General features: G+C 46.6%; 1 protein-coding gene. It reads left to right on the forward strand.

Features of this window, described 5'->3' with window-relative positions; translation table 11 throughout:
* On the forward strand, positions 1 to 909 hold a 909-nt coding region (locus tag R7P74_RS25325), incomplete at both ends, for a CNNM domain-containing protein (protein ID WP_318123398.1).

Raw genomic sequence — 909 nt, forward strand, 5'->3', positions numbered from 1 at the left:
TGATCGGTCTTATTCTTATCGGCAACAACCTCGTGAACATTCTTGCTTCAGCAATTGCGACCATCATCGGCATGCGCCTGTACGGCGATTTAGGTGTCGCGATCGCAACGGGTGCGCTAACTATGGTTGTCTTGGTGTTTGCCGAAGTCACACCAAAAACCGTTGCAGCGCTGTATCCAGAGCGTGTTTCCTACGCGAGCAGCATCTTGCTCACTATCCTAATGAAAGTGCTATCACCGCTCGTAATGCTGGTGAACTTTATTACTAATGGTTTCATTCGTTTGCTTGGCGTGAAAGCTGATCACACGGTAGAGGATCATCTGAGTTCGGAAGAGTTACGCACGGTCGTAAATGAAGCTGGCGGACTTATCCCTCGTCGACACCAAGACATGTTGGTGTCTATTCTCGATCTCGAACACGTTACTGTAAATGACATTATGGTGCCACGTAATGAGATTACGGGTATCGATATTAACGATGACTGGAAATCCATTGTTCGTCAGTTAACACACTCGCCACACGGTCGAATCGTTTTTTATCGCGACCAAATCGATGAAGTCGTTGGCATGCTGCGTTTACGTGAAGCGTACCGTTTGATGCTAGAAAAGAACGAGTTCAACAAAGAGACGTTACTGCGCGCGGCAGATGAAGTGTATTACATTCCCGAAGGAACGCCGCTGAACGTACAAATGTTGAAGTTCCAGCGCAACAAGCAGCGCATCGGTCTGATCGTAGACGAGTACGGTGATATTATCGGTCTAATCACCCTTGAAGACATCCTAGAAGAGATCATTGGTGAGTTCACAACGTCTATTTCTCCTAGTTTGTCTGATGAAATCAGCCCACAAGGCGATGGCAGTTTCTTAATTGAAGGCAGCACTAATATCCGCGATATCAACAAAGGTTTGA

Source organism: Vibrio sp. 2033, from assembly GCF_033339735.1.